The organism is Amphritea sp. (assembly GCF_048266285.1).
In the GTDB taxonomy this organism is placed as follows: Bacteria; Pseudomonadota; Gammaproteobacteria; order Pseudomonadales; family Balneatricaceae; genus Amphritea.
In genome coordinates this window covers 1-20707 of record NZ_JBLWZV010000019.1, presented here as the reverse complement: position 1 = coordinate 20707, position 20707 = coordinate 1, and the positions used below count along the sequence as shown (strand labels likewise).

The following is a 20707-nucleotide window of genomic DNA, read 5'->3' as shown; positions in this document are numbered from 1 at the left end:
TGCAATGGCTAAAGCACCCGCAAAATCAAAGCAAACAAAAAATAACGGCACCTCATTTGAAGAATCCCTTTGGGACAGCGCCAATAAGCTACGTGGCAGCGTAGAGTCATCTGAATACAAACACATCGTGTTGAGTTTGATCTTTCTTAAATTTATCAGTGACAAGTTTGAAGTCCATCGCCAAGCACTCATTGATGATGGTAAAGAACAGTTTGTTGATATGGTGCCGTTTTATGCCCAGAGCAATGTGTTCTACCTGAGTGAAGAGGCACGTTGGGCGACGTTGATCAAACACAGCAAGCAGGATGATATCGCCCTTAAAATCGATACCGCGCTGCACACCATCGAGAAAACCAATAAATCGCTGGCGGGTGCCTTGCCGGATAACTACTTCTCGCGTTTGGGGTTAGAAAGCAGCAAGTTGGCGGCGTTGCTCGATACCATTAACAATATTGATACGCTGGCCAACGAATGCCAGATGAGCGAAGAAGATCTGGTGGGTCGGGTCTATGAATATTTCCTCGGTAAATTTGCCGCCAGTGAAGGTAAAGGCGGGGGCGAGTTCTATACGCCTAAATCGGTAGTGGCACTATTGGCCGAAATGCTGGAACCCTACAAAGGTAAAATCTACGACCCTTGCTGTGGTTCGGGTGGCATGTTTGTGCAATCGGTCAAGTTTGTGAACAGTCACAACGGCAACCAAAAAGAGATCTCGATCTACGGGCAGGAATACACCAGCGCAACCTATAAGCTCGCCAAAATGAACCTCGCGATTCGGGGGATTAACGGCAACTTAGGAGATGTTGCAGGGAATACTTTCTTTAAAGATCAGCACCCTGATTTGAAAGCCGATTACATTATGGCTAACCCGCCGTTTAACCAAAAACAGTGGCGCGCCGACAATGAGCTAGTTGATGATCCCCGCTGGGCCGGCTATACCGTACCGCCCACCGGTAATGCTAACTATGCGTGGATACTGCATATACTCAGTAAACTCAGCGAAAGCGGCACCGCCGGTTTTGTCTTGGCCAATGGCTCCATGAGTTCTAACACCAGTGGCGAAGGTACTATTCGCCAAGAGATTATCGACAACGACCATGTGGATTGCATGATCGCGTTACCGGGGCAGCTGTTCTACACCACGCAGATCCCTGTGTGTTTATGGTTTCTCACCAAAAACAAAGGTGAAGATAAAACCCGCGGCTATCGTAACCGCAAAGGGGAAACCCTGTTTATCGATGCTCGTCAGATGGGCACCATGGCCAGCCGTATTCATAAAGAACTGACACCGGATGATCTGGCTAAAATTGCCGGCACCTACCACGCATGGCGCGGTGAAGCGCAGGATGGCAGTGGCACACTTGAAGCCTATGAAGATGTGGCCGGTTACTGCAAAGCGGCCAGCTTAGCGGATATTCAAAAGAACGATTACGTACTCACCCCCGGTCGCTATGTGGGCGCGGCGGATATCGAAGACGACGGCACCCCCTTTGAAGATAAGATGCGCGAGCTCAGCCAAACCCTGTATCGCCAGATGAAAGAAGCGGAAGTGCTGGATAACACCATTCGTCAGAACTTAGAGGTGCTGGGTTATGGGGAGTGAGTGGAGAAAAATACCATTAGGAAATTTAATAGCTCTACAACGTGGTCATGACCTCCCATCTCAATATAGAGAGGCTGGTCATGTGCCGATTATGGGGTCGTCAGGCCTTACAGGATTTCATAGTAAACCCAAGTGTAAAGGGCCAGGTGTAGTAGTTGGGCGAAGTGGCAACTCAATGGGCGTGGTGAACTATTGTGATGTTGATTATTGGCCACTCAACACAGCATTATACGTTACCAATTTTAAAGGAAATAATGAACGGTATATTTATTACCTACTATCGCAGATTGACTTTGATCAATTCAACTCAGGTAGCGCACAAAAGTCTTTAAATAGAAATGCAGTATCCCCTTATGAGGTATGGGCAACTGAAGATAAGCATGAGCAAAAGCGAATAGGGAGGATTCTAGAAATACTTGAACACAAAATCGAACTCAATCGCCAAATCAACCAAACCTTAGAGGAGATGGCGCAAGCCCTGTTTAAAAGCTGGTTTGTGGATTTTGATCCGGTGATCGACAACGCCTTAGCCGCGGGTAAGCCTATCCCCGAGGAACTGCAAGCACGCGCCCAGCGCCGCCAGCAACAACTCGCCAAACCTGACCACCAACCCTTGCCCGATGATGTGCGCCAATTATTCCCCAGTGAGTTTGAAGAAACAGAAGCACTGGGCTGGGTGCCGAAGGGGTGGGAGGTTAGCAATATTAAAAGTTTTGGTCGGGTAGTTACAGGTAAAACTCCACCAAAATCAGTCGAAGGAGCTTACGATGAAGTTGGCTTTCCTTTTATCACGCCAACTGATATTGATGATTCTATTTTTGTGGTTAAGGTAAATCGTTATTTATCTGATGAAGGCGCATTTGTCATAAATAAGAATAAAATCCTCAAAGGTTCAGTGTGCGTTACTTGTATAGGTAGCCAGATGGGGAAAACGGTTATCAGCCCTACAGACGCTTACACTAACCAACAAATAAATTCTGTAGTCATGAGGGATGACTCTAGTCGAAATTATTTGTTTTATAACTTAAGAGGGCGGCGTGATGAGATTTTTTCGTTAGGCGCAAGTGGTTCTACAATGCCTATTTTAAATAAATCTTCATTTGAGAACCTATTAGTTTTAAGGCCCTCAGATAGAATATTACGAAAGTATCAAGAGTTTACGAGTGAACAGATGGAAGGAGTTCTTCAAAGGTTTATACAAATAGAATCCTTAGAATGCATTCGCGACACTCTTCTCCCCAAACTGATCTCCGGTGAACTACGTCTGCCTGAGTCTATGCTCGATAGCGAAACCAACCCGCCTGCTGAGACTGCTTATGAGTGATAAACCCCTCAGCCTGCAAGATCAAAGCACTGAGTTTCTACTTTACACCGCCCCGAGTGGTGATGTGAAGGTAGAGGTGTTGTTGAATAACGAAACCCTGTGGCTGACACAAAAACGAATGTCAGAGCTGTTTGCCGTGGGTGTGCCTGCCATTTCGAAGCACTTAAAAAATATTTTTGAAAGCGGTGAGTTAGATGAAAAAGTGGTTGTTTCCTTTTTGGAAAACACCACTGCCCATGGCGCTATAGCGGGCAAGACACAAAAAACCACCACAAAATACTATAACCTCGATGCGGTGATCTCGGTCGGCTATCGGGTCAATTCGGTACAAGCCACTCAGTTTAGAATCTGGGCGACGGCGCTAATTAAAGAATACATCATCAAAGGCTTTGCCATGGATGATGAGCGCCTTAAAAATGGTCGCTACTTCGGTAAAGACTATTTTCGTGAGTTGTTGGAACGGGTCCGCTCTATTCGCGCGAGCGAACGACGCATCTACCAGCAAATCACGGATATTTTTGCTGAGTGCAGTATTGATTATGACCCGAAATCAGATACCACTCGTCAGTTCTATGCCCATGTGCAAGATCAGTTTCATTTTGCGATTACGGGTAATACATCTAGCGAGCTTATCTACAATAAAGCCGATAGTACTCAGCCATTGATGGGGATGAATACGTTTAAGCATGCGCCCGAAGGCCGTATTTTAAAGTCTGATACTACGGTGGGTAAAAACTATTTAAGTGAAAAAGAGATCAAACAGTTAGAGGCCGCCGTGGCGGGCTTTTTTGATTATATTGAACGTATTATTGAACGACGTAATAGCTTTACGATGCAAAATTTTGCCCTCAGTGTGGAGAAATTTTTAAGCTTTAACGAATACGAAGTGCTGGAAGGCTATGGTACGGTTACACGGGATCAAGCGAAAGAAAAGGCTCATGCTGAATACGAGAAGTTTAATAAGCGGCAGCCTATCGAATCTGACTTTGATCGTATGCTGAAAAACTTGCCCAGCAGAGATTAAACCCTGTATTACCCAATTACATTGAAGCAACAGCTAAGACTACAACGCTGACAAAACACAACAGGATGTCGTGCCGTGAAATTTACCGAAGCCCAATTAGAAAGTGCCATTATCCAACTACTAGGGGAACAAGGTTATCCTCATGTTTTGGGCGGCGACCTTTGTAACGAGGCGGGCGGTGCGCGTTCGGCAATCGATGTACTGATTACTGCGGACCTTCGTGCTTTTTTGACTAAGCAATATGCCCATGAAGGTATCACCGATAATGAGATCGATGGCATTATCCGTCAGCTTGAATTGCTGTCGGCGAGTGATCTGTATGAGAGTAATAAAACCTTTTGTAAGTGGCTGAGCGATGGTTTTTTACTCAAGCGTGAAGACCCTACTGATAAAGACATTTACATACAGCTGATCGATTACAGCGACCTTGCGGCGATGCGCGTGCCTACAGCGGATGAGGTGGATCAGCTATCCATTGTTGCCGAAAAAGGCGCCAGCTATCAGGCCCAGCCGACCACGAATAACCTTTTTAAAATCGTTAACCAGCTAGAGATTGAAGGCGTAGCCTCGGCCAGTGGTGGTGAGCTGCGTATTCCCGATGGTATTTTATATATTAATGGTTTGCCGCTGGTGTTGTTTGAGTTTAAAAGCGCTATCCGTGAAGAAGCCACCATCCACGATGCTTACGTGCAAATCTGCACGCGCTACCGACGTGATATTCCCCAGTTATTTATTTATAACGCCCTCTGTGTGATCAGTGATGGCGTCAACAATAAGATGGGAACCCTGTTTGCGCCTTATGAGTTTTACTATGGCTGGCGCAAGGTCAACGGCAATGAGACGGCGGAAAAGGACGGCATCAGCTCGCTCACCAGTATGCTGCAAGGGCTGTTTGATCAGCAGCGTTTACGTGAGGTGATCCGGCACTTTATCTACTTCCCTGATAAGAGCCATCAAGAGATCAAAATCGTCTGTCGTTATCCGCAGTATTACGCGGCCACTAAACTTTACCAAAGCATTAAAGCGCATCAGAAACGGCCTAACAGTGCAGGTGATATTATCGGCGACGGTAAGGGCGGCACCTATTTTGGCGCCACCGGTTGCGGCAAAAGCTTTACCATGCAGTTTTTAGTGCGCCTGTTGATGAAGAGCGTGGACTTTGCCAGCCCCACCATTGTGTTGATTACCGACCGTACCGATTTAGACGATCAACTCTCTAAACAGTTTACCAATGCCAAAACCTATATTGGCGATCAGATTGTTGAAACGGTTACCTCCCGTACTGATCTGCGCGCTAAATTGCAGGGCCGCCAAAGCGGCGGGGTTTTCTTAACCACGATTCATAAGTTTACGGAAGATGTCGCGCTGTTAACGGATCGCTGTAATGTGATCTGCATTTCTGATGAGGCCCACCGTAGCCAGGTTAACCTCGATCAAAAAATCTCGGTGGTGACTGAAGGGAAAAACCGAGGGGTTAAGAAAACCTACGGCTTTGCTAAATATCTGCATGACTCTCTACCGAACGCCACCTATGTGGGGTTTACCGGCACACCCATTGATGCCACCTTGGATGTGTTTGGCAGGGTGGTTGATAGCTACACTATGAACGAGTCCGTCAAGGATGAGATTACCGTGCGCATTGTCTATGAAGGCCGTGCGGCAAAAGTGGTTCTGGATAACAGTAAGCTGAAAGAGATTGAAGCTTATTATCAACAATGTGCAGAAGATGGCGCTAGCGATTACCAGATAGACGACAGCAAAAAAGCGATGGCCAGCATGGGGGCGATTCTAGGTGATCCTGACCGTATACATGCCTTAGCCAAGGACTTTGTAGCGCACTATGAAGATCGCGTTGCTGAAGGCGCCACCGTGGCGGGCAAGGCGATGTTTGTCAGTAGCTCTCGCCAAATTGCCTATCAACTGTATCAGGAGTTACAGGTCTTACGCCCTGAGTGGTTTGAGGTGCTGGAGTGCGCCAAGGGGGAATCACTTAGCGACAAAGAGCGTAAGGAGATAAAAGCCTCTGCGCGGGTGCGCATGGTGATGACGCGCAATAAAGATGATGAGAAAGCGCTGTGGGATCTACTCGGCAGTAAAGATGATCGTAAAGAGCTGGATCGCCAATTTAAGCAGGCTAAGTCTAACTTTAAAATCGCCATTGTGGTGGATATGTGGCTGACCGGCTTTGATGTGCCGTTTCTCGATACCCTGTATATCGATAAACCCGTCTCACAGCATAACCTGATACAAACGATTTCACGGGTAAACCGTAAGTTTGCAGGCAAGAGCAAAGGGCTGGTGGTAGATTACATCGGCATTAAAACCCAGATGAACAAAGCGCTAAAACAATTTGGTGGCAGTGGCAGTGATAACTTTGAAGATATTGCCGCCTCTATTGTTGAGGTGCGTAACCACTTAGACCTACTGAACAAGGCTTTTTATCATTTTGATAGCTCAGATTATTTCACCGGTGATCCTGTTGGCCAGTTAAACTGTCTCAACGAAGCCGCTGAATATGCAATGCAAACGGAAAAAACCGAAAAGCGCTTTATGGATATTACCAAGCGCTTAAAGGCTGCCTATGACATCTGCTGTGGTAACGAGCAGATCAGCAAAGATGAGCGTGACCATATTCACTTCTATATGGCGATCCGCTCTATTATCCACAAGCTAACCCGAGGTGTAGCACCGGATACGGCACAGATGAACGCCAAAGTGCGCGATATGATCGCCGAAGCGATTAAAAGCGATGGTGTCGAAGAGATCTTCAAATTGGGTGATGAAGCTGAAGAGGGCGCGATTGATATTTTCGATGAAGATTATTTAGCTAAAATCGACAAGATTAAACTGCCGAATACCAAGATTAAACTGCTGCAAAAGCTGTTGGAAAAAGCCATTGGCGAAGTCTCGAAAACCAACAAGATGCAAGGGGTCGATTTCTCTAAAAAGTTCAAAGCGCTGGTGGATAAATACAACGAACGTAAAGATGATGTTTTAGAGAGCAGTGCATTAACGGATATATCAAATGATTTTGTAGGGCTTATCTATGCTTTAAAAGCAGAAATGACCTCGTTTGCCGATATGGGTATCGATTTTGAAGAGAAAGCGTTTTACGACATTTTAAAATCCCTGTCGATTAAGTATGACTTCACCTATCCCGAAGATAAGATGATCGAACTGGCTAAGCATGCCAAGGAAGAGGTCGATAGCGTTGCCAGCTTCCCCGCATGGAACCAACGAGAAGATATCAAAGCCGAGCTGCAAGTGAAGCTGATCTTGCTACTGGCCAAATACGGTTATCCACCGGTGGCCAACGATGATGCTTACAAAGAGATCTTGGAACAGGCGGAGAATTTTAAGAAGTATCGACAATAAAATAGGGTTGTCGTTATTGATGGACGTTATTTAACTTAAACGAGAATTCAACTTCGAAGTACGACTCTCTCTGCGGCCTGAACTAGCTCCCGAAATACCGTTTATGGCTGCGATACTTTTTAAGTCTTAGGCTCAATCTCTGTTTTGCTCGTTGTACGTCTTCATCTGAAATCTGACGTAGGTCTACATATCCACCCACTCCATATTTTTTCGTATCGTCTGCGTCATTAATGCTGAGAGATTAGTATGGGCGCATCAAAACTTCTGCACAGCCGAGCACCATCGTATGGGTGGCATCGGAGAGTGTGCCAACGCAGGCATCGATAATGATCGGCACCTTGGCATTTTCTAAGATCAAGCGAATATTATTGGGGTTTTACAGTCGCAGCCTGGAGCCTGTCGTAGCACCGAGGGGCATCACGGCAACGTACCCCGTCTCGTCCAAGAGTGGGTCATTGCTGGTATTAAATGTTCTAGAGGGCTGGGTCTAAGTGTTTTTTACTATATGCGTGAGTATTGGCTGACATATAACGCGCAAAATAGAGCGCACGTCTATTTAGAGATCATTATAAATAGGATGAAGCATGAATAATATGACACAAAATTTGGTTAGCGACGCAGTAGTAGAGCAAGATCGTAACCATGTATGGCATCACTTGTCCCAGCATAAACCCTATGAAAATAGTGACCCATTTATGATTGTTAAGGGCAAAGGCGTACGTGTTTGGGATGCCAAGGGTAACGAATACCTCGATGCCGTTTCAGGTGCGGTATGGACGGTGAATGTGGGTTATGGTCGTAGGGAAATTGCCGATGCCGTGCGGGACCAACTGGTCACCATGAACTATTTTGCCCAAACGGCAGGCAATGTGCCGGCAGCACAGTTTGCCAAGCGGCTGATTAGCAAAATGCCGGGGCTGAGTCGAGTATATTATTCTAACTCGGGTTCTGAGGCGAATGAGAAAGCCTTTAAGATTGTTCGCCAGATTGCAGATAAAAAGTATGGCGGCCAAAAACGTAAAGTACTGTATCGCGAACGGGATTATCACGGCACCACCATTACCACTCTTAGTGCTACCGGACAACATGAGCGTCGTCATCAGTATGGCCCCTTTACGCCGGGCTTTGTCGAGGTGCCCCACTGCTGTCAATATCGAGCACAGGAGGACGCGGACTTGAGCAACTATGGCGTATGGGCGGCAGACCAGATCGAAAAGGTCATCCTTGAGGAAGGCCCAGAAACGATTGGTGCTCTATGCTTAGAGCCCATTACTGCTGGTGGTGGCATTATCGAAGCGCCTGAAGGGTACTGGCCACGCGTGCAGGAAATCTGCAAAAAATACGACATTCTTTTGCATATTGATGAAGTGGTGTGCGGTTTAGGCCGTACCGGAACCTGGTTTGGTTATCAGCATTATGGTATTCAGCCCGATATTGTCACCATGGCGAAAGGGGTGGCGTCAGGTTATGCGGCGATCTCCTGTACCGTGACAACCGAAGCAGTATTTGAGGCATTTAAAGACGATGCCGACCCGCGCATGGGGTATTTCCGCGATATATCGACCTTTGGCGGTTGTACGGCAGGCCCTGCGGCAGCATTGATCAATATGGAAATTATCGAAGATGAAAAATTGCTGGCGAATGCTACCGAGCAGGGTGAGTATCTGAAAGGACGTTTGCACCAGTTGATGGATAAATATCAAGTGATCGGTGATGTGCGTGGTAAGGGACTGTTTGCCGGCTTTGAACTGGTGAAAGATCGCAGCACTAAAGAGCCTGTCGACGAAAGTCTGACCGTTGCGATTGCCGCACACTGTATGGCGAATGGCGTTATCATTGGCCGTACAAATCGTTCATTTGCAACCCTGAACAATAATATCTGTTTAAGCCCGCCATTAATTGTTACCCGGGATGAGATCGATGAAATTGTAACGGCATTGGATAATGCTCTACAGACACTGACCTGAATTTGAACAAAGTCGGCTGATACTGACGCACCGGATTTGATAGGTGAGTGTCTGCCTCGTCTATAGGGGAATCCCTGTTATGACGAAAATTCTTCCTCAGCCTTTGGGCTGGCTCCTTTGGCAGGCCTAATGTAGGCCTGCTTTTTTTTATGTGTTCAGCACCGCCTACCCATCAGCTTGATGAATTAATTCTGCATTAATCGGTGCTTATCTAAGCCACTTTTTTGATTGGAGATCGCTCATGCAAATATTACAAAAGGCCGAAGACCTTCGGTCTCTATTAACACGCTTTCGGGCGGTGGGAATGACGATTGGATTTGTCCCAACAATGGGCAACTTACACGGTGGTCATCTGAGTTTGGTCGAAGCCGCCCGTCGCGATTGCGATATTGTGATCGTGAGTATTTTTGTTAATCCGCTGCAGTTTGGTTTAGACGAAGACCTTGATACCTATCCTCGAACACTGGAGGCGGATAAACGCTTATTGGTTAATCATGGTTGCGATATTTTGTTTGCACCGTCTGTCACGGATATGTATCCAGATGGCAAAAGTATCGCGACTCTCGTCGATATGCCCAGTCTCTCTTCACTTCATTGTGGCGTTAGTCGGCCTCAGTTTTTTCGCGGAGTGGCCACAGTGGTGGTTAAGCTATTGTGTATGGTGCAGCCGGATATGGCTTACTTTGGGGAGAAAGATAGGCAACAACTCACCATTATCCGGCAGGTGGTTAGTGATTTATCTATCCCCGTTAAGATTATTGGTGTGGCAACCAAGCGAGCCACGTCGGGTTTAGCGTTGAGTTCGCGCAATCACTATTTGAGTGATGATGAGCGGCAGTTGGCAGCATCGCTGTATCAGGTGTTAATTGAAACCGGTCAGCAGATGTATCAAAGTAGTACTGATCTTAACCAGCTTGAAGCTGATGCTGGGGCCCGACTGATCGGGTTAGGGTTTGAGCTAGATTATGTGCACATCTGTCAGCAGGGCAGTTTGTTAAAGGCACAAGCGGGTGATCAAGAGATTGCGATACTCGTGGCGGTGACGCTGAATGGCACACGACTGATTGATAATATTGTGTTTGATCTGAGAGACCCTTACCCTTATGTTGCGGGTCATAAAGTCGATTGATATTAGTGCTTCAGGCCAAAGCCGTTTTTCATTTGATTTCAGGTGCGCTGCTATGCGGTTTATATTCACAGGCTAACCATTAGATGTAAAAAAGGCGGGAGCACACTCTCCCGCCTTAATCTTTCTTTTATGTCATGGGTTAGCTGGCAACACAGCTACGTACATTGGTACTGGCTGTTGCTGCCGGTGCCGCTTGGCCCGCTTTCGGATCAACGATTCGAACCGTGGCAACTTTACTCTGGGTGAAGAAGTCGATCGCGTCTTTACCCTGTACCTTGTTATTTCCGACCAGTGAGCCTTTGATACCACCGAATGGCAGGTAAGGGTGGGGGGCGCAGATACCCACATTGACGCCGACCATACCGACATCCGCTTCATTAATGAATTTCTCAGTATAGAAGCTGTTTTGGGTGAAGATAACCGCTCCGTTGCCCATCTCATGGTTTTTGATCATACGTAGTGCACCATCAATGCAGCCGACCTTCATGACGCTGAGAACCGGCCCAAAAATCTCTTCACGGGCGATCTGCATGCAGGGTGTTACCTCAGTGAACACAGTAGGGCCTACGAAATAACCGTCTTGGTTAGCATCTGCAACGTTCGGGTTACGACCATCGAGTGCGAGAGTCGCGCCTTCTGCTTGACCAATGTCGATGTAGTTCTCGATCCGTTGTTTGGCTTTGGCGGAGATTACAGGTCCCATGAAGACATCTGGGTCCATCGCATCACCTACGGTAATGTTTTGCGAGGCAGCGAGCAGGCGTTCAACAAACTCATCGTAGATTTCAGACACCACTGCGATATTAGAAACGGCTAAACAGCGTTGGCCTGCAGAACCATAACCGGACATAAGGATGTTTTCGATCATGAGGTCCATCGGGGCATCTTCCATCGCCACGAGGAAGTTTTTAGCGCCACCTAAGAGCATGGTTTTTTTACCGTTGCGACCACAGCCTTCGGCAATCGCTTTCGCTGTTGGGGTCGAGCCGACAAGGCAGACACCTGCGACATTATCATCGTCATACCACGCTTCTACCGTTTCACGGTCACCGTGAACGATGTTAACCACACCATCAGGTAGGCCAATATCTACTAGTAGCTGCATCATCTTTTGCATAAACAACGGTGATTCAGTCGACGGTTTATAAACAAAGGTGTTTCCGGTGCCGATAGCAAAAGGAATAAACCAACCAAATACCAATGCTGGGAAGTTAAAGGGAGCCACGCCACAGAAAACGCCTAGAGGTGCTTTAATCAGGCGGCCATTGATGTTGTTAGCGATACCTTGCACCGTTTCGCCTTGAATCATGGCTGGGATAGAGCAAGCCATTTGCAAGATTTCGATCACTCGGCCGACTTCGCCACGTGCTTCGGCAATGTGCTTAGCCTGATCGATAGCGATCGCTTCGGCCAGCATCTCGAGGTTGTCACGCATAATCTGCTGCATATCAAAGATGTAGTTCATCCGCTTGGGCAGCGGGGTGGCACTCCAAGCAGGGTAAGCTGCTGCGGCAGCCGCCGTTGCTTGACGCGATGTCTCTGCGGACGACAGTGGAACTTCGCCAATGACAGCGCCGGTCGAGGGATTTTTTAGTGGCTCATATTGACCATTGGTCTCGTCCAACCACTGACCGTTAATATGATTTTTTATTTTGATATAGGAGGTCATCTGTAAAGTCCTGTCTATCGGGTTAATGAAGAGTTTTTTGATTTTGGATTAATATAAAGTGCTTGCCGATCAGGTCTGTAGATCCACGAGAATTAATTTTCTAGCTCCAACTCGTAGGGCTGTTTTTTATGTGGAAATAAAATTTAAGCTATTGTTAATTAAGCTATAAATCTCTATTTAAAGAGAAGAAAAGTCATAGCTATCAACGATAGCCATAACTTTTTTTATGTTTAATAACCCATTAGCAGTTTTGGCAGAAATAGTGATAGTTCAGGTACGAAGGTCACCAGAAATACCATTGGGAGGTGGCCAAGGCAGAGGAACTTCAGCGTCGGTTTGATATATTTATCTAATGATAGTTTTCCGACGCCACCGGCCATATAGAGCATCGGTGCACAGGGGGGCGATACATTCCCTAAGCCTAAATTCACCCCGACAACCGCCGCAAAGTGAATCGGATCAATGCCCAGTTCATTGATGATTGGTAAGAAGATAATGGCAGCCAGTACGCTGCCGGATATATCGTCAACGATCATGCCGATCAGCAACAACAGCAGGTTGATCAATAAGAGTAGAACGTACTTATTGTCTGATATTTCGAGTAGTGCTAGTGCCAGATCTCGAGGGACCTGTTCAAGAATCATCGCGCGGCTCATGATAAATAGAAAGAACAGTACTGCCATGATAGAACCCGTCATGGTGACTGCTCTTACGGTGACATCGCCCAAACTGTTAAGTGACATCCCTTTATAGATAAACAAACCTACTGGGATTGCGTAGATAACGGCAATTGCAGCAGCTTCGGTAGGCGTTGCAATACCACTGTAGATAGCACCAAGAATGATAATTGGCATTAACAGAGCGAAGGCGGCATTGTAGCCCGACTTGACGACACCTTTAGCCGCTTGTCTGAACGGTAGTGGAGGGTCTACTTTAATATTGGTGTTGTTACGTAAGAACCAGATATTTAACACACAGTAGATGATGGTTAGCATAATGCCTGGAATAATCGTCGATAGAAATGCCGCTCCTACCGATAGGCCGCCTGTGATGGAAAAAACGATCATCGGAATACTTGGGGGGATAAGCAACGCGAGTACCGAAGAGCTGGCAACCAACGCAGTGGCATGACCTTCTGGATAGCCTTCACGAATCATTCTTGGAATCATTATCTGACCAACGGCAGCAATGGCAGCGGATGAGCTACCCGAGATGGCGCCAAATAGCGCACAGGTCAGTACGGTGACGGCCCCGAGGCCGCCTTTTATTCGACCCACGATCGAGTTAACGAAGTTTAATAAGCGTTCGGATATACCGCCTTCTGCCATTAATAGTCCGGCAAAAATAAATAGGGGGAGGGCTAGCAGTGCGAAGCTGCTGGCCGTTTTAAAGCCGTGGGGAATTAGAAATGAGATATTGTTTCCCGTGGTGAAGGCAAATAATACTGCGCCGATGCCGAAAGCAAACGCCACTGGGATTTCAATCAAAATCAGGACGATGATAACCAGCATCGAAATCAGAAATAACATCATGGTTTACACCTCCTGAGTCGTGTTGTTGCGTGAGGGTTTTCGTAGATAACGGAATTCATTGATGGCTTCGAGCAGAAAGTAGCCCACCATCATGGCGAAACCGACAAACATGCTGGCGCTCCATAAGCCTCGAGGCCACTGTAAAATTGTGCTGATGCGTCCTCTATCGATCTCTCTTAGGGCATATTGACTGGCAAAATAGCCAAATAGAATAGCTGCGAACATACAGGTTATTGAGCTGATAAAGCGGATGATGGCGACTTTATGGGGGTCTTTAACTAGGAGGCTAACGATCCCGCCGTGGATGTGTTCACGTTCACGGGTTGCGTAACCCATACCGAGAAAATAGAGCCATACGGCGAGCAGAATGGATGCTTCTTCGATGCCCGTGAACGGAGATTCGAAGACATAACGCATGACCACTTGAGTAAAGGTTAATAGTGCCAATCCCATGCCGACCATGACCATCGTTATGCGGAACAGTCCATTCAACAGCAGCTCAAAACGAATAAGGATGTTGTCTACCGGTGTTTCAGCTTGCTCTGGTATAGCGTGGAGATGGGGTGGGATCGGGTGGGTGCTAAGGTCTGGGTCGTAGTCGTAGATCTTAGTTTTACCCACCGATTTTGAGGGTTCAGATAGTTTTTCTTGTTGCATAATTCTGATCCTGAAAAAGGTGGCCTAGGAGGCTTCTCCCACTCACTGTCGAGTCGTGCAAATGATCGAGCACAATAAGTGAGAGAAGCGCAGCGGATATAACGGTCGGGATTACTGGATACCGGCGATATCGCGCATCATGTTCATAATTTTAGAGCCGACAATTTTTTCCATGAATGGCCATTCATTGGCGTACAGAATTTCTTTTGCTTTAGCCATATCTTCAGGGCTGAGTTCGACGACCTTGATACCAGCGCCGCGCACTTTATCTAGAAATCCTTCATCGATGGCTTGTGCTTCATCCCATACTTTGGCCATGGTGGCATCGGCGGCCGCAATCAGCTTGTTACGTTCTTGTGCTGGTAGACCTTCCAACCAAGACTTATTGACAACCCAGAAAGCATGCTCGAAATAATCCTTTGTGAGGATGTAGCTTTCGAGTACGTCTCGCATCTGCCAAATTTCAACGGAAGGGGCTGTACCACGGGCATCAACGGTGCCTAGCTGAAGTGCGGTATAGAGTTCGGAGAATGGCATGGGGACAGGGGTGAAACCGAAGCTTCTATAGCGCTCGATGCCTATGGGAATGGCCGGTACTCGCATTTTGATGTCTTTACCGTCTTCTGGGAAGCTGGTAGGTATTGTATCGACACCTTTACGCATCGCTATGGAACCAAATCCAGTAGGGATCACGCCGAGCACCACCAAATCAAGGTCACCCATGATTTCGTTATAGACGTTTGTCATCTTACCGTTTGGACCATATACCTCACGAGCTTCTTTCCAGTCATCGACCACATAGCTCAACCAAGAAAGGTCAAGGCGTGGGTCAAACTCTGAAGCACCGAAGCTCATTGTCATAGGGACGACACCTTCCATGCTTTGTTCAAACAAAGAAGCCCAATCACCCAGCGAGCCGCCCGGATGGTAATCGACCTCAATATCAGCTCCCTTGTTTTTTAGTTCGTCCATAAAGGTGGTTGAGGTCAGATGGAAAATATGGTCCGAAGGGTAAGCATGAGCGAGTTGCAGCTCCTCGGTGGCTTGGACTGATTGAGCGCCAGTCAGCGCCAGTGACGCGGAGAGTATGCAGGTAGACATAATAGATTTTGTACGGGTTGTTATATTCATCGTAACCTCTGGTCATTATTATTCTTGTCTTCAGTGTCAGCACATTGATAGGCGCTTCGTTCCGAAAAATCTAACTGAGCGAGGGCGCTGCGAAAGTACCTGTCTCGCTGCTTTGCTAGAGCGACCAATATAAATTTGGTTGCTGATACATCGATAGATCCAACGTCGAGCCGAAATGTAGAACCAGGCTGTGATGCCTGTGAAATGAGCGTTTCAGGTAAGTAGCTTGAAATATTTTTCGTTGCAAGAGAGCTGTTGTCCTGAGGTATTGTGCACTTACCTGAATGAACTTTTCAGTCTGGTTAAGCCATTCTTACGGGTTAGCACGAAGATCCATTGAAGACGAAGAAAGGTATTTGAGATTGTTTGATCTTGGTATAGGCGAGTAAAAACTGGGTTATATGGAATGAGTTGCGATGACTGTCTGTTGACGCCAGTGAGAGATACTATTTTGCGGGGGAATCATCGGTCTGCTGAATGCTTTGTTAATAGTGTTAACGGTCTTCGAACAAGAAATATGACATAGCCGTGATAGCGGGAAAAGTGCGCACGGCTAAGTTTAGATCTGCGTTTTAGGTCAGTGTGGCTATTATGTCGGCTAAACGAGCGATGCCGGGACGAATACGTTCGGTCGAGATCGATGAATAACCAAGTCGAAAGAAATTTAACGGAGGGTTTTGTTGGTTGAAATACAGATCGCCGGATTCAATTACCACGCCTTTGTCTAAGGCGCGTTTTTTTAACTCTCGGGCATCGAGGTTCGTAGGTCCCTTGACCCAATAAGACGAGCCTCCAAAGGAGGGAGACTCTGCTGACGCAGGTAGATATTCCTGTAGGGCGTCGCCAACCGCTTTCCAACGTTCTTCATAAACTTGCACAATGCTGCGAACCAGTGAGTCTTGATAGCCACGAGAGAGAAACAGACCGACAGCCCGCTGGTTGTTCATTGGCGGGTGGCGCAACATCATCCGTCGAAATTCACGTATTTGTTTGATAAGTTCTTTTGGTCCGACCATGTAGCCTAAGCGAAGGCCTGGTGACAGGGTTTTTGAGAGACTGCCGAGATAGATAACACGGTCATTATTATCCAAGCTTTTAAGCGCGGGAGTAGGGTTGGTAGCAAAGGTTGTTTCACACTCGTAATCGTCCTCAATGATGAGGAAGTCATCCCGTGAAGCCTGCTCTAATAAGGCTTTCCGTCGGTTCATGGGCATGGTGACGGTAGTGGGAAACTGGTGACTCGGGGTGGTAAAAATAAGATCGCAGTCTTGGAGTTGTTTGCCGACTTCTAGGCCATCATGATCAATCGTCAAATGTTTAATGGTTGCGCCGGTGCAGTCAGCCATCTGAATAAGGTCAGGATAGCCTGGTTCTTCAAGGCCAAAGGTGGTGCTTTTATTCAGTAATATCCGCAGTATCATATACAGCGCATGTTGAGCGCCAACGGTAATTAAAATCTCGTCGGATTCGGCCCAAACTCCACGCCGGGGTAACATCCGTGAACGTATCTGTTCGATTAACAAACTATCATCATCGTCATAACGATCTCCCGACCACTCACTAATTGCTTGTACAGATACGGATTCTTTACAGCATTCACGCCAGTGGTTAGTGGGGAACATCTTTGGGTCTAACTGACCGTAAATAAAAGGGTAGGGGTAATCCTGCCAACGGTTGAGCTTATTAAGTTTATGGCTGGCGGGTTTTATTTTTAGACAGCGATTCCAGTCGGGTTTGTTGCCCCCCTCAATAATTATCGGCGCTTCGTCTTTGACGCTGTTTTTGAGAATTTCAGCATTCACATAGAAACCGGCACGTTCTCGGGCGAGCAGATACCCATCATCAATGAGGTGTTCGTAAGCAAGAATAACGGTATTGCGAGAGACGCTGAGCATTTCAGCCATTTTACGTGTTGAGGGCAGTGGAATCTCCGGTGGAATATGGCCGTCGATTATGGCTTTACTGATATGTTCTCGAATCTGTTGCTGCAAACTAGCAGAGCTATTTGGCGAAAGGTGAAATAGGTGGTTCAGCATGGTGGCTCTCCTGCTGTATGTGTTGTTATTTGTACACACATAGCGACTATCTTATTGTTATATGGTGCTTAGGTTACGGTTATAGATCCAGAAAGCGTTAGTACCAGCATATTATATAATCTAGTACCAAGGCGTGTAGTGCCATGCGGAGCTTGGCTTGGTGGCTGATGGGTAAGGTTAATGATGTCGTTTTAAATTGACTGGTGAATTTACAGGAAGTTGTTGATGAAAATAGGATATTTGAACACCTCGCAAAGGGGGATTATCTACTCTTAACTAGGAGTTCTATAGCCGAGGAAAATTTAACAATTGGTATATTTTCAACGAGAGATAACCCGTTTACTTTTAGGTCTTGGCTAAAGTAAACTCGCGTAGTTAATAGGGTCAGGTTTAAAAAATAAAATTTAATAGATACAGATTGAGAGTGAAGTGGAATCGGAATACCGCTATCAGCAGTTAGAAAAATGGTTGCTACAAGGCATTCAAGAGCAGCGGTGGCGTTTGGGAGAGCGTCTTCCATCGATTCGGACATTGTGCCAAGAACAAAAGCTTTCTAAGGCAACGGTTCAGCATGCACTTCAGCGGATTGAGGCGCAGGGACTGATTGAGGCACGCCCGAAAGCGGGCTACTTTGTGACTCTTCAACCTGATGTTGTAAGAAAGCCGCAGGCTAGGGCCATCATTGATGCGCCAAGACAGGTAAGTGTGAGTGCTCTGTTACAAGACATCATGCGCCGTAGTGCTGCTTTTGATTTACTTCCCACATTTCGTTCGGGAGATTTGCCCCCCGGCATAGTGGCACTTAATCGATCAATTGGGCGCTCACTTCGGCGTCAGAGAGGTGAGGATTATCAGTATTACGATGAACCCGCCGGCGATGAGCGCTTACGAGAGCAACTCACTATTCACTATGCACGTCGTGGCTGGACGATTCCTAACGATCAGCTGTGTGTTACTTCAGGTTGTCAGCATGCACTTTTTTTAGCTTTGATGGCGAGTTGTGAGAAAGGCGATGTGGTTGCTGTTGAATCGCCAGGATTTTATGGCGTGCTTCAATTATTAGAACAACTGGGTCTGCGCGTGGTTGAGGTACCAACGTCTATGAGTTCTGGCATGGATATGGATGCACTTGAAGAGGTGTTAGAACGTTGGAAGGTTAAAGCGTGTTTCGTATCGCCGTCATTTTCTACACCAGGAGGTGCGCTAATGCCTCTCGAAAATAAAAAACGCTTATTGTCGTTAGCTGAACGACACGATCTGGCGATAATTGAAGATGATATTTACGCGGATACAGCGTTGTCCTTAGTACCTGACCCACTCAAGGCCCTAGATGAAAATGAGCGTGTTATTCTGTGCAGCTCTTTTTCAAAATCGTTATCTCGTGATTTACGCTTAGGGTGGATTTCGGGCGCTAGGTGGCATGCGAAGATTTTGCATCTTAAGTTAGTAACACAACTAGCGAGTAGTCGATATTTGCAAAGAGGTGTTGCTGACTTCATGGAAGAGGGGGGATTAAAGACACATTTACGTAGGCAGCGGCATGATCTTAAGCTTAATCGTGATCAGCTAATTGCTTCGCTTCATGCTTGGCCGCTGGATATTCGTGTGAGTACGCCCAAGGGTGGTTTAGCAGTATGGGTAGAGCTTCCCAAGCAGATAGATACCCTAATCGCTTATGGTGCTGGCTTAGTGGCAGGGGTGGTCATTACTCCTGGGCCACTATTTTCTATTTCAGGGCAGTTTAGTCATTGCTTACGTATTAGTTACGCTCATCCTTGGAATACTCAGCGGATCAGTGCGCTTAATCAATTGCCGGACATTTTAGTAAGTGGGTAATCGTCGTGCTGCTTACCTTCATATGTATTGGTTGTAAGCGGCCGGTTATCACACTTTGCTAAGAACCGCCGACGCCCAGTTGTGCGGTAGCAGCTCACCAATGGCATTGTTTTTCTGCGTTGGCAGCTTCGACAACACGTCTTTCAGGTAGGCATACGAATCGTGCCCATTTAGTTTGGCCGACTGGATCAACGTCATCACCGCCGCCGTACGTTGACCACTTCTTAGGTGATTGTTTGGATTGAGCCGCTCTCTCTTCATCAGACATGGCTTGAGCCAGTTCAGCTTCGATAGCGGCCAGATCGCTATCGATCAACTCATCCAGCAAGTGCCTTGAACTGCGCCCAGTTGTTCACTACGTCGGTCGAACTTGTGACGTTTCAGGATGGCCACTTCGTGAGTCAGTTTCTCGATGATGGCATTACTGCGCACCAGCGCCCGATCTTTCTGGCTCATTGCGTGTTCCTGAGATTCCAGCGAGGCCATTAACTCGGTGGCCAGCCAGATCTCGTCGATACGGATCATGGCAGCAGTTCGCGTAGAAACGTCGCGCACTGTTGGGCTTGGTCGGCGGGCTACTCCACCACTGGGCCGCCGGCACGGGGGATCTCAATTCAGATAGTGTGCGTCTTGCTGATAGGATGGGCTGCATTGTCAACCGTTGCCGGCAAACGAATGGGTACAAAGGCTGGCGACGAGCCTTGATCCATGATCTTTGATTCCTTGATCCAGCGTCGAAGCAGGTTAGTGTTAAGGTCATTATCCAAAGTGATGCGTGAAACAGACGTGCCGGGCTGCTGGCTTTGAGCAACCAGTTGGGCTTTGAATTCAGGGGGGGTATTGACGGCGTTTGCGGTATGGGCGAGTTACGCTTACGTTGTTCATTTATAGTGTCCACTAACGAATAAGTGGACACTTTCATGACGCCTGTCGCACCAGGCTCAAGATGGGCTTGCCGGACGCTTACGTCACTTGGCTGAAAAATGCTCGTCAGCATCAAGGGTTGAGTATGCGAGCCACACAGCTATATACAGAAAGTAGAGACGCTTGAGCGAAAGCTAGATATCTATGAATATGTTTAATATTGCGACATGCTGAAGATAGATCCAAGCGAAGGTATCAAGAAATACTTACAAGGGGTTTAGCAAAACGGAAACTGGACGAGATATCTGTACAACATCGATTATTTTTCGACGATGACGTAGCAACTTACCAAGTCTAGCGTTGAACTTTATCAAGGCGGGTGGCATCAATTTACTTTGCCGTACCACAAAACGCTTCATCACAGAAGTTCTCATAACAGTTTACCAACGCATCTATTGAGCATTTATAATTGTCTTTCTCTGAAGCGGAAAGTTTGCAATAAGGCTGATCGGACCAGAGTATTTCAGTTTTCAAACCGCTACCACAGAATTTAGATGCTT

Annotated in this window: 14 protein-coding genes and 2 pseudogenes; 7 read left to right on the top strand and 9 right to left on the bottom strand. The window is 47.0% G+C overall.

Annotated elements, in window-relative coordinates:
- Positions 1-4 precede the first annotated feature (4 nt).
- The 4 genes from ACN0T0_RS16350 (at position 5) to ACN0T0_RS16335 (ending at position 7326) form a co-directional block, all read left to right on the top strand.
- A complete protein-coding gene (locus ACN0T0_RS16350) occupies positions 5-1603 on the top strand; it encodes a type I restriction-modification system subunit M (RefSeq protein WP_417227798.1) in 1599 nt (532 codons plus the stop codon).
- The gene (locus ACN0T0_RS16345) at positions 1593-2927 is read left to right on the top strand and encodes a restriction endonuclease subunit S (RefSeq protein ID WP_417227797.1); all 1335 of its coding nucleotides are present in this window, start codon (positions 1593-1595) and stop codon (positions 2925-2927) included. The genes ACN0T0_RS16350 and ACN0T0_RS16345 overlap by 11 nt, the downstream gene beginning before the upstream one ends.
- Positions 2920-3951 (top strand): virulence RhuM family protein, encoded by a 1032-nt coding sequence (locus tag ACN0T0_RS16340; protein ID WP_067985520.1) that lies wholly within the window; start codon positions 2920-2922, stop codon positions 3949-3951. The genes ACN0T0_RS16345 and ACN0T0_RS16340 overlap by 8 nt, the downstream gene beginning before the upstream one ends.
- A 75-nt stretch (positions 3952-4026) precedes the next feature.
- Positions 4027-7326 carry a type I restriction endonuclease subunit R gene (locus tag ACN0T0_RS16335; RefSeq protein WP_417227796.1) on the top strand — a complete coding sequence of 1100 codons (3300 nt, stop codon included), beginning with the start codon at positions 4027-4029 and terminating at the stop codon, positions 7324-7326.
- Between the two features lie 241 nt (positions 7327-7567).
- Here ACN0T0_RS16335 and ACN0T0_RS16330 read toward each other — a convergent pair whose 3' ends face one another.
- Complete coding sequence (locus ACN0T0_RS16330; RefSeq protein WP_417227843.1) at positions 7568-7690, bottom strand: hypothetical protein; 123 nt, start codon at positions 7688-7690, stop codon at positions 7568-7570.
- A 220-nt stretch (positions 7691-7910) separates the two neighbouring features.
- On the opposite strand from ACN0T0_RS16330, the gene ACN0T0_RS16325 reads away from it, so the two are divergent.
- Together ACN0T0_RS16325 and panC are read left to right on the top strand one after the other, a co-directional pair.
- Positions 7911-9293, top strand: a complete 1383-nt coding sequence (locus ACN0T0_RS16325; protein ID WP_417227795.1) for an aspartate aminotransferase family protein — start codon at positions 7911-7913, stop codon at positions 9291-9293.
- Positions 9294-9534: 241 nt separating this feature from the next.
- Positions 9535-10422: a pantoate--beta-alanine ligase gene (panC, locus tag ACN0T0_RS16320; RefSeq protein ID WP_417227794.1), complete on the top strand. Its 888-nt coding sequence runs from the start codon at positions 9535-9537 to the stop codon at positions 10420-10422.
- Positions 10423-10561: 139 nt separating this feature from the next.
- On the opposite strand, the gene mmsA is transcribed toward panC, so the two are convergent.
- The 5 genes from mmsA to ACN0T0_RS16295 all read right to left on the bottom strand — a co-directional run bounded on the left by mmsA (position 10562) and on the right by ACN0T0_RS16295 (position 17447).
- Positions 10562-12091: a CoA-acylating methylmalonate-semialdehyde dehydrogenase gene (gene mmsA, locus ACN0T0_RS16315; protein ID WP_417227793.1), complete on the bottom strand. Its 1530-nt coding sequence runs from the start codon at positions 12089-12091 to the stop codon at positions 10562-10564.
- A gap of 230 nt (positions 12092-12321) precedes the next feature.
- Positions 12322-13623: a TRAP transporter large permease gene (locus ACN0T0_RS16310; RefSeq protein ID WP_417227792.1), complete on the bottom strand. Its 1302-nt coding sequence runs from the start codon at positions 13621-13623 to the stop codon at positions 12322-12324.
- Positions 13624-13626: 3 nt separating this feature from the next.
- Positions 13627-14280 carry a TRAP transporter small permease gene (locus ACN0T0_RS16305; protein WP_417227791.1) on the bottom strand — a complete coding sequence of 218 codons (654 nt, stop codon included), beginning with the start codon at positions 14278-14280 and terminating at the stop codon, positions 13627-13629.
- Positions 14281-14391: 111 nt separating this feature from the next.
- Positions 14392-15381, bottom strand: coding sequence for a TRAP transporter substrate-binding protein DctP (gene dctP, locus ACN0T0_RS16300; protein ID WP_417227790.1), 990 nt, complete (start codon positions 15379-15381; stop codon positions 14392-14394).
- Positions 15382-15983: 602 nt separating this feature from the next.
- On the bottom strand, positions 15984-17447 hold the full coding sequence (locus ACN0T0_RS16295) for a PLP-dependent aminotransferase family protein (RefSeq protein WP_417227789.1): 1464 nt from the start codon (positions 17445-17447) through the stop codon (positions 15984-15986).
- A 429-nt stretch (positions 17448-17876) separates the two neighbouring features.
- On the opposite strand from ACN0T0_RS16295, the gene ACN0T0_RS16290 reads away from it, so the two are divergent.
- On the top strand, positions 17877-19283 hold the full coding sequence (locus ACN0T0_RS16290; RefSeq protein ID WP_417227788.1) for a PLP-dependent aminotransferase family protein: 1407 nt from the start codon (positions 17877-17879) through the stop codon (positions 19281-19283).
- A 48-nt stretch (positions 19284-19331) separates the two neighbouring features.
- Here the strand turns inward: ACN0T0_RS16290 and ACN0T0_RS16285 are convergent.
- The 3 genes and pseudogenes from ACN0T0_RS16285 to ACN0T0_RS16275 form a co-directional block, all read right to left on the bottom strand.
- Positions 19332-19583 (bottom strand): annotated as a pseudogene (locus tag ACN0T0_RS16285) (transposase domain-containing protein); the annotation flags it as partial.
- Positions 19584-19595: 12 nt separating this feature from the next.
- The gene (locus tag ACN0T0_RS16280; protein WP_417227787.1) at positions 19596-19808 is read right to left on the bottom strand and encodes a hypothetical protein; all 213 of its coding nucleotides are present in this window, start codon (positions 19806-19808) and stop codon (positions 19596-19598) included.
- A gap of 89 nt (positions 19809-19897) precedes the next feature.
- Positions 19898-20107 (bottom strand): annotated as a pseudogene (locus tag ACN0T0_RS16275) (transposase); the annotation flags it as partial.
- Positions 20108-20707: the final 600 nt, after the last annotated feature.